Genomic DNA, 3,973 nt, shown 5'->3' with positions numbered 1-3,973 from the left:
CGGCTTCGGGGTCGGCGGGCGTGGCCGGTGCTGCGGGTGCGGTGCATGCTGCCGGAGGCGTGGGTGCTGCGGGAGCTTCCGGGGTTGCGGGCACTGCGGGCGCTACGGGATTTGCCGGGGCCGCAGGTGCTGCAGGTTCGGCCGGGGGAGCGGGTGTTGCGGGCTCCGCTGGGGCCGTGGGTTCGGGGGCTGCCGGAGTTTCCGGGGCTGCCGGGGCCGCCGGGGTCGCCGGTTCGGCCGGGGCGCCCGTCGGCTGGGTGGGGAAGGTGATCGGGGTGTTGACCAAGCCTGCTGTCGCCGTGGCGGCCGGTGCGACGATCGCTGCCGGGGGTGTGTATGTCGTGACCCATAACCCGGACGACTCGCTTCCTAAGGCCCTCACCCCCTCGCTGACGGCCGGTACCTTCCTCACCCCGTCCGCGAGCGCAGCGCCCTCGCGGTCCACGCCTCCCTCACCGATTCCCTCGCGTTCACCCTCCCCGTCAAAGANGACCGCGCCCCGAATCCCGACTCCCCGCCCGCAGCGCTCCCGCACCGGCCCGCGTCCGGCGTGACCAGCACCGGCGGCGCGCACGCCACCATGAACCACCGGGGTGACAACGTGACGCTCAGCGGCCAGGGTTACGTTCTCGTCCGCTGGCAGATCTCGCCGCAGTACCGCAACGGCGCGCTGGTCATGCCGAGTTGGACCGCCCTGAAGGGCAAGCTCTTCCACGTCGCCTCGGGCGGCGGCCGCCGTATGGACGACCCGGTCAGCACCACCGACACCACCGCCACCGGCATGGGAAACTCCACCACCGGCTACGACGTCCTGCCCACCGGCACCCAACAGATGTGGCAGAACGAGTACTTCTACGTGGACGGCAGCGTCACCCTCACCGTCAACGAACGCGGCGCCGACTACGGCCTCAACGTCTTCCCCACCACCTGGGACGCGGTGGAGCAGGACATCAGCACCGGCCCCGCCCAGGGCGCGACCCGCTACGGCCTCACCCGGGACACCGGCAAGGACGACACTCCCGTCCCCCAGTACGTCACCCGCACCACCCCGGCCGACCCGGCGACGGTGGCTCAGGCCTCCCGCGTCTGACCGTCCCGTGCGGAGGCGTCTTGTGCGGATGCGTCCTGCGCGGCCATGACCTCGTCCCCGTGCTCGAAGGCCCACGCCCCGAACGTGTCGATCGGGTCGAGCAACGTCCGCCCCAGCGCGGTGAGTTCGTACTCCACCCGCGGCGGCGACCCACCGTAGGACCGCCGTGCCACCAGCCCGTTGAACTCCAGCCGCCGCAGCGTCTCGGTCAGCACCTTCTGACTGATCCCGCCGATCCGCCCCCGCAACTCACCGGGCCGACGCGGACCGTGCCGCAGCGCCCACAGCACCACACAGTTCCAGGTGTTGCCCAACAGGTCGAAGGCGAGCCGGGCCCGGCAGTCGGCGAGAAACTCGGGGTCGGACGTCACGCACCACATGGTGCCCGAGCGGCTTCCTACTGTCGTGCCATGCGGATACGGATACGGATGCGGATAGGAATTCTCGGTACCGGCGGCATGGCGGACGCGCTGGGTACGCAGTGGATCAAGGCCGGACACGAAGTGCTGTTCGGCGGGCGGGACTTGGGGCGCGCGGAGGCGCTCGCACGGCGAAGGGGCGGAGCGTCCGGCAGCCTCCACCAGGCCGCCGACTTCGGCACCGACGCCGTACTGATGGCCCTGCCGTGGCAGGCGGCGGTCGACGTGGCCCGCCAACTCCCGCTCACCGGGCGCGTGTTGATCGACTGCACGAACCCCGTCGGCGAAGGCTTCCGCCTCCTCACCGCGGGCGGCCCGCCCGCCGCCGTACGACTCGCCACCGCCGCGGGCCCCGAGACCCACGTCGTCAAGGCGTTCAACCTCTGCCACGAGGACGTCTGGCGCCTGACACCCCCGGTGTTCGACGGCCGCCCCCTCGGCGTCCCCGTGAGCGGGGACGCCGCCGAAGCCCTCGCGGTCGTACGGCAGTTGGTGCGGGACGTGGGCTGCGAGCCGTTCGCGGCGGGGGAGTTGGACCAGGGCGCGGGGCTGCTGGAGGCGACCGCCGCGCTGCTGATCCGGCTGTGGGTGGGGGAAGGAGTGGACGCTCAATCCATCGCCCCGCCAAGGGAGTCGGCGGGGCCGCGGGCCGATGCCGAGGAGGTGGACCTCAGTTCTGGGCCTGCTTCCTGAGCCCGCACAGCACGCCGACTCGGTTCGTGGTGATCGAGTCGACGCCCATGTCGAGGAGTCGGCGCATCGAACGACGGGTGTCGGGGGTCCAGACCGACAGCAGGTAGCCGTCGCGGTGGACGCGTGCGACGAGGTCCCGATCCACCAGCGAGAAGCGGTAGTTGAGCCAGCGCGGCCGTACCGCTTCGAGCACGGCGGGACGCGGGGGCGCGAGCGAGGTCCAGGTCAGGGCGATCTCGGCGGCCGGGTCGGCCGCGCGGACGGCGAGCATGGCGTCGGCGCCCGCGCAGTAGTACGCCCGGTCGTCCGCCCCGTACTCGCGGATCACGTCCACGATCCGGCGCACGGCCCGCGGGTCGGCGGGCCCGGGCAGATCGACCATCACCCGGCTGCCCTCGGTCGCGGCGAGCGCCTCGATCAGCGTCGGCACCGCGTCGCCGGTGAGCCCGCGCACCTCGTCCAGCGACAGCGACTTCAGCGGCCGGTCCACTTCCCACAGCCGGGTCAGCGTCTCGTCGTGCAGCAACACGGGGACGTCGTCACGGGTCAGCCGTACGTCGAACTCGACGGCGTCCGCGCCCTGGTCGAGCGCGGAACGCAGCGAGTCGGTGGTGTTCTCGCGGACACGGTAGGGGTCGCCGCGATGGCCCACGGCGGTCACGTTCTGCATGGGCCCATTGTGCTGGTTGTCAGGAGAGCTGTCGGTCAGGGAGAGCTGTCGGTCACGGGGCGAGCCACGTCGAGGTGTAGGTGTCGATCTCGTCGTTGATGCGGGTCTTGCCCGCCGGGTCGAGGAAGGAGGCTGTCACGGCGTTCTTCGCGAGCTCGGCGACACCGCGTTCGTCGAGGTCGAGGAGGCGGGCGGCGACCGCGTACTCGTTGTTGAGGTCGGTGCCGAACATCGGCGGGTCGTCGGAGTTGATCGTGACGAGGACCCCGGCGCGGGTGAACTCCTTGATCGGGTGCTCGTCGAGCGTGCGGACGGCGCGGGTGGCGATGTTGGAGGTCGGGCAGACCTCCAGCGCGATGCCGTGCTCGGCGAGATGGGCGAGCAGCTTCGGGTCCTGGGCGGAACTGGTGCCGTGTCCGATGCGCTCGGCGCGCAGGTCGTTCAGGGCGTCCCAGACCGTCCCGGGGCCGGTGGTCTCACCGGCGTGCGGCACGGAGTGCAGGCCGGCGGCGATGGCCCGGTCGAAGTACGGCTTGAACTGCGGCCGGGGCACGCCGATCTCCGGCCCGCCGAGCCCGAACGACACCAGTCCCTCGGGCCGCAGCCGCTCGTCGGTGGCGAGCCGCACGGTCTCCTCGGCGGCCTCGAGACCGGCCTCACCGGGAATGTCGAAGCACCAGCGCAGTACGGTCCCGAAGTCCGCCTCGGCCGCCTTGCGGGCGTCCTCGATCGCGTCCATGAAGGCCCGCTCGTCGATCCCGCGCCGGGTCGAGGAGAACGGCGTGATGGTCAACTCCGCGTACCGCACCTGCTGCCGGGCCAGTTCCCGGGCGACCTCGTATGTCAGCAGCCGTACGTCCTCCGGTGTGCGGATCAGATCCACCACCGACAGGTACACGTCGATGAAGTGCGCGAAGTCCGTGAAGCTGAAGTAGTCGACCAGGGCCTCGGGGTCCGTGGGCACCTTGGAGTCGGAGTGCCGCGCGGCCAACTCCGAGACGATCCGCGGGGAGGCGGAGCCGACGTGATGGACATGCAACTCGGCCTTCGGCAACCCAGCGATAAAAGCATGCAGGTCACGGGCCTGACCGCCGGCGGTCA

5 protein-coding genes are annotated in these 3,973 nt (G+C 71.4%); 2 read left to right on the top strand and 3 right to left on the bottom strand.

The features are described 5' to 3' along the window. The first annotated feature begins 550 nt into the window (after positions 1–550). On the top strand, positions 551–1,090 hold the full coding sequence (locus tag JHN63_RS54530; protein ID WP_307782174.1) for a hypothetical protein: 540 nt from the start codon (positions 551–553) through the stop codon (positions 1,088–1,090). Here JHN63_RS54530 and JHN63_RS49070 read toward each other — a convergent pair. Further along, positions 1,072–1,461: a helix-turn-helix domain-containing protein gene (locus JHN63_RS49070; RefSeq protein ID WP_200691620.1), complete on the bottom strand. Its 390-nt coding sequence runs from the start codon at positions 1,459–1,461 to the stop codon at positions 1,072–1,074. The genes JHN63_RS54530 and JHN63_RS49070 overlap by 19 nt on opposite strands. Before the next feature lie 57 nt (positions 1,462–1,518). On the opposite strand from JHN63_RS49070, the gene JHN63_RS49065 reads away from it, so the two are divergent. Beyond that, positions 1,519–2,202: an NADPH-dependent F420 reductase gene (locus JHN63_RS49065; protein WP_200691622.1), complete on the top strand. Its 684-nt coding sequence runs from the start codon at positions 1,519–1,521 to the stop codon at positions 2,200–2,202. Here the strand turns inward: JHN63_RS49065 and JHN63_RS49060 are convergent. Both JHN63_RS49060 and JHN63_RS49055 read right to left on the bottom strand, forming a co-directional pair. Next, complete coding sequence (locus tag JHN63_RS49060) at positions 2,180–2,872, bottom strand: glycerophosphodiester phosphodiesterase (protein ID WP_200691619.1); 693 nt, start codon at positions 2,870–2,872, stop codon at positions 2,180–2,182. The genes JHN63_RS49065 and JHN63_RS49060 overlap by 23 nt on opposite strands. Positions 2,873–2,924: 52 nt before the next feature. Next, on the bottom strand, positions 2,925–3,947 hold the full coding sequence (locus JHN63_RS49055) for an adenosine deaminase (protein WP_200691621.1): 1,023 nt from the start codon (positions 3,945–3,947) through the stop codon (positions 2,925–2,927). Between the last annotated feature and the right edge of the window lie 26 nt (positions 3,948–3,973).

Source organism: Streptomyces sp. MBT65 (assembly GCF_016612545.1).
In the GTDB taxonomy this organism is placed as follows: domain Bacteria; phylum Actinomycetota; class Actinomycetes; order Streptomycetales; family Streptomycetaceae; genus Streptomyces.
The sequence above is the reverse complement of the archived record's forward strand: the minus strand, read 5'-3'. Positions and strand labels throughout refer to the sequence as shown.

Bases quoted from the DNA above. Each gene is read 5' to 3' on its own strand.
- JHN63_RS49060 (WP_200691619.1), bottom strand. From the start codon at position 2,872: ATGCAGAACGTGACCGCCGTGGGCCATCGCGGCGACCCCTACCGTGTC.
- JHN63_RS49065 (WP_200691622.1), top strand. From the start codon at position 1,519: ATGCGGATAGGAATTCTCGGTACCGGCGGCATGGCGGACGCGCTGGGT.